This is a genomic window from Winogradskyella luteola (genome assembly GCF_019203985.1).
In the GTDB taxonomy this organism is placed as follows: domain Bacteria; phylum Bacteroidota; class Bacteroidia; order Flavobacteriales; family Flavobacteriaceae; genus Winogradskyella; species Winogradskyella luteola.
Window position 1 is genome coordinate 1 of sequence record NZ_JAGSPD010000028.1, and the last position, 5,034, is coordinate 5,034.

The window sequence follows — 5,034 nt, forward strand, 5'->3', positions numbered from 1 at the left end:
GTGGTTAGTACTTTCTAATTATGATTTTACTCGGAATAGTATTTTTTTGTAAAAATAATATTTTTTGCACCATCGCTCGATACTGTAAACTCAATGATTTTACCTGAATCATTTCGTTTAAACCTCATATTTGAAAAATTTCTGTTTTTCGAACTAAAATATGCCTCATTTATCTGTTCAATCTTTATATCATCTAACTTTTGGTGTGTTAAATACAGTACATTTTCTTTTTTCACCAACTCATATTGTGTTTTTAATTCATCATTATAATAGCTTCCTAAATAATTTGAAAGGTTTACTTTTTCAACTTTCATATTCCAATACCACATAATGTCTGGTATTCTAATCTCAACTACTGGCTCATTATAATCATTTTCTCTAAAATTTACAGAGATATCATAAATGCTTCCCTTCACTTTAAAATTACTATTCCCAACAGGATACAATTTAAGAGTTTCTGATAAAACGCTACCTTTTAAATAGAGCGTGTCATTTTCAAGTTTTACTTCTGTATAATTTTTAGTCTCACGATTAAAATAAGTACCTTCAAACTTTTTCATTTGAGAACTTGAAAGCTCTATAAAGAGGTTTTTATCATACTCAAAAATTTCACTTGCCGACGCATTGTTTTCACTTTTAGGTTTCTTGTCTTTAAGGTAGTAGTTGACAAGTTTAAATGTTTCTTTAGATGAATTAACATAGGATGCATTGGCAAAAAGAATAAATTGATACCCAAGATTAGGAAATCTCACAAAATAAGAGCGATATCCTGCATCAGATCCTGAGTGATATATATTGTCATACCCATAATGATTAGCTAAGAATTGACCTTTAGCGTAGTAGTTTGAAACAGTTCCATCATTTTTAGTAGCATTTTCTCTCATAGACTTGAAAATTTTTTTATTCCCAATCGTCATTTTCTTAAAATTGATTGCCCATTTATTGAAGTCTTCTATAGTTGTAAATAAACTTGTTGGACCTACAGTTGCAAAATTTAAATTACTCTTTTTCAGCCTTTCATTATCTTTTGTATAAGAGTATGCTCTGTTAGTTACTATTTCTTCATGGTCATCATAAAAAAAGCTATCATTCATTTGTAATGGTTCAAATATGGATTGCTTTGCGTAAGAAGCAAATGACATTTTAGTTAACCTTTCAATAATAATTGCTAATAAAGTATATCCAGAATTAGAGTAACTAAAACTATCACCAGGTGAAAAATTCAATTCCTTTTGACCTATGATTAATCTAAAAATTTGTTCGGTTTTAATGACATCATCCAATCGCCAACCTGCCATTTCTAACAATCGCCATTGGTCCCTTATTCCGCTAGAATGTGTTAGTAAATGATTGATTGTTATTTTCTTACCATAATCAGGTAACTCAGGAATATAGGTTCTTACATCATCATCAATAGACAACAAACCCTCATCTTCTAGTTTTAGAGTCATAAAGGCTGTGAATTGCTTTGATAGTGACGCTACATGAAATTTAGTTTTGGTCGTAATAGGAATTCCATATTCTAAATTTGCCATACCAAACCCTTTTTGATAGACCACCTCATTATCTTTAATTACTGAAACTGCTATACCAGGTGTATCACTATTATTATATTTTTTAAAAAGGACATCAATATCTGTTTCTTTAATCGTTTTTGTAAGCCTCTCTTGATTTTGAGAAATGCTATGTTGCATTCCCAAAAAACAGCATATTACTAATGCCAACAGTTTCAGTTTTCTAGTTTTCATATTATTTAATTTAAGTTTAGGATGTTCTTTTCCTGTAGAGACTAAAACTCTATCGAAAAATTATTAAAAAATAAAAAGTGCTGCTTATTTAAGTTGCCTTAAATAAATATTTCCTTTAAGGTTTTGTATACTAATTTCTACACCTCCTTTATTAATTTTTCCTTTTACAGATCTCTTGTTTTTTTGAATACTACTTTCGTTAATCACTTCAATGTCAAAGTCCGAATAAAATTCACCACGAGGTGTTTTAGAAATAATGGTGGCAGACGCATCTTGAGGCATTCTAATATCAATATCTCCATTGTCTGCAACTATAGACATTGGGTACAATTGATTAAGTGTAGAAAAAATTACTGTAATATTACCGTTGCCATTCTCTGCAACAATTGGCCCATTTATATTAGCCAGTAAAGTCTCTCCGTGATGATTTATAGTTTCAACCTCTGCACTAAATCCGTCAATATAGATCTCATTATTTGCTAAACTCTCAACAGAGATATTCATATTCTTTGGTAAATGAATGACCAAATTAGATGCTCTTCGTTCACGAAGTCCTTTGACTATTAAAAGTGTACCTTCTTTTATAACTTCAACTCCATAGTTTGTGTTATCATCACCGCTTCCTGATATCTTCTTAAGTCCTTTTGATTTTTCTGCGTTCGGATTTCTGTAGTTCTCTGATGCTTTCATAAGAAACGTAATGCTATCATGTGGCTTGACGACAATAGTGGTTTCTGAACTTATTATGACTTTAGTAATACCTTTTAAAGACATTGAATAATCCTGTGCGAATGCTGTTGCAGTTATTATTAATAAAGCAAAAGTTGTAAATATTTTATTTTTCATTTTAAATGATTTGTTTTAATTCTAATTTAATATGGTCTTTAATATAATTTGGTGTTTCTTTATTTTGAAGTAATTTTTCCATTGAAGGAATTACCTGCTTCTCTTCAATATCCACTAAAATCTGAATAAGTTCTATTTGCATATTGGCATTTTCTTCAGTTTTAAGTGCTTTAATCAATGCTTGTCTAACCATGGTGTTTTTTGCAAATTTAGCTAAGGCATTGGTAGCTGCTAATCTTACATTGGTATGTTTATCATTTTTCATTTTAGCAATGAGTACGCTTAGAATTTCATTATTTGGTTGCGCAATGTCTTTAGCATAACTTACAGCTTGTAGACGCTTACTGGCAGATTCATTATCTATAAGAGATAAAGTAGCTACAGTTTGCATTTCTGTTTTTTCCTGTTTTAGGAAGGCTATTTCTTTTGCTTTAGATGCTCTGTCTTTATAACTGCCCAAAACATAACAAGAAATCATTAAGAGGATTGTTGCAGCCACTTGTAATATGGACTTAAGTACTTTCTTTTTTGGTTTGAATGCTATTGATTTAGAAGTTTTTAAAGCCAATTTTTCTTTTGCCAACATAGCGTTAAAATTTAATTCTAAATCCTTATCAGGTAGTTCTTCTTGAACCTGATTTATAGTATCAATAAGATGAATAAATTCTTGATGTATCTGTGTACAACTTGAGCAACTTTTAAGATGTTCCTCTACTAATGTTTTGTTTGTATAATCTAAATTATTATACTTATAATCATTAATAAGGTTTACTATATCTTTACAATTCATGATGCTTTGTCTTTAAAAAATAAGAATCCTTTAATTTCTGCATAGCTCTATGCATTTTTGTTTTAACCGCTCCTAAAGTAGAGTCAGTTATTTTGGCTATTTCGTAATATTTTAAGCCTTGGTATTTACCCATAACAATCAGTTCTCTATCACTATTGCTTAACTGATCTAGTGCAAAATTTAATTGACTAATGTTTCCCAATGGCTCCGATCTATTGTCATTTATACTATAAGTATCTTTTAAATTTTTGTCATTTAGTCGCTCTGTTTTATTTAGGATTTTGTAGTGATCTTTACAAAGATTTCTTGCTATAGCATAGATCCAAGATGAAAATTTGTTTTGTCTATATGTCTTCCTATGTTTTATAACTTTATAAAAGACTTCTTGAGTTATATCTTTACTAAGGTCTTTGTCTTTAGTCATTTGCCAACAGAAATTATAAATCTTAATATGATAGCGTTGAAATAAATGTCGCATCATGTCCAGATTGCCACCTACAATGAGTTCCATCAACTCTTCGTCAGTTAAAGTTTTCAATAGTGAAATTTTTAATCGCTTATATATGTAATACTTAAAAAAACAAAAAGGTTACATAAAAAAGGTTTTTAATTAAAGACTAAAGATTATAGTAGCTGTTACATTCGAGATAATGTAAATAGAATATGGTTCTAATTTCTATTCTAGAAATATAAAGAGTGAATTGAAGAAAACTAGATGAAGAGTTTTTAGTTCTTGGTATTAACCACAACGGTCTCGTATAACCGTCAGTTACGGGTTTATATGCGTTAATTTTCGGTTTAGAACAGACGTTAGCAATTCCGAGTGGATTCGGACGTAGTCGAATCCGCCGTAATTGCGGTTATACATTGTTAGGCAACGTTATTTTCCATTTCCAATCTGTTCCTTTTTCAATCAGATACTCATTGTCAACAATTTCGAATATTCTACCTTTTTCAAATTCGTTTTCTTCTGCTTTTAGTTCCATTAAGTCAGTTCGTTTTGGGTCGTAAAGTCCATAAATCAGATAATTATATCTTCCCATAACTAAACTAATTCCGTAATTCGGTCCGCCCATTACTTCTTCAGAGTGCTGATTGTCTTGTCCGTCATCTTCCCACCAACACACTTTACATATTTCATAATTTCCACGTTCTCCAATCGTTCTATGTCCGCAACAAGGGCAAGATTCCAATTTAATCGGTTCTCCTATAATTTTGTCGATATTCAGTTTTTCGCACAAAAATTCGTTTGTCACAGATTGAAGTCCATTTTTTAACCAAATCATAAGTACAGAGTCGTACTTTTTTAATTCAGGATTGTGAATTTCTTCTCCATTTTCAATTTCATTCCGTACTGATTTTGGTAAAGAACTCCAACCTTCGGAATCGCTCCAATCTTCGTAGGTCATAATTTCCAACTGTTCAGCTCTTTCTTCTTGAGAAAGTTCTTTTAACTTAATTGTTGAATATTTCCCTATGGCTTTTTCTCTTTCCAAAGTGTTTTTTCTAATGTTGCCTAACGCCCACTGTGTATGGCGTAGTGAGGCGCGCCTCACGAAGAGCCATTGTTGCGCCTCATTGGCTATACACGCCTTAAGTTTACAATCTATTAATTTTAGAAGATTAATCAGAAAGAACAAAAGAGAGGAT

5 protein-coding genes are annotated in these 5,034 nt (G+C 31.0%); all 5 read right to left on the minus strand.

The genetic code is table 11. The features are described from left to right. Positions 1-26: 26 nt before the first annotated feature. On the minus strand, positions 27-1,748 hold the full coding sequence (locus KCG49_RS16200) for a serine hydrolase domain-containing protein (RefSeq protein WP_218547997.1): 1,722 nt from the start codon (positions 1,746-1,748) through the stop codon (positions 27-29). Positions 1,749-1,832: 84 nt separating this feature from the next. Further along, positions 1,833-2,594, minus strand: coding sequence for a DUF4097 family beta strand repeat-containing protein (locus KCG49_RS16205; RefSeq protein ID WP_218547998.1), 762 nt, complete (start codon positions 2,592-2,594; stop codon positions 1,833-1,835). Position 2,595: 1 nt separating this feature from the next. Beyond that, entirely contained in the window at positions 2,596-3,384 is a 789-nt protein-coding gene (locus tag KCG49_RS16210) for a HEAT repeat domain-containing protein (protein WP_218548003.1), read from the minus strand. After that, complete coding sequence (locus KCG49_RS16215) at positions 3,374-3,922, minus strand: RNA polymerase sigma factor (protein ID WP_218548000.1); 549 nt, start codon at positions 3,920-3,922, stop codon at positions 3,374-3,376. Before KCG49_RS16215 ends, KCG49_RS16210 begins: the two co-directional genes overlap by 11 nt. 322 nt (positions 3,923-4,244) lie before the next feature. Continuing rightward, positions 4,245-5,034: CPCC family cysteine-rich protein (locus KCG49_RS16220; protein ID WP_218548001.1), on the minus strand; the 790-nt coding region annotated here is incomplete at its 5' end.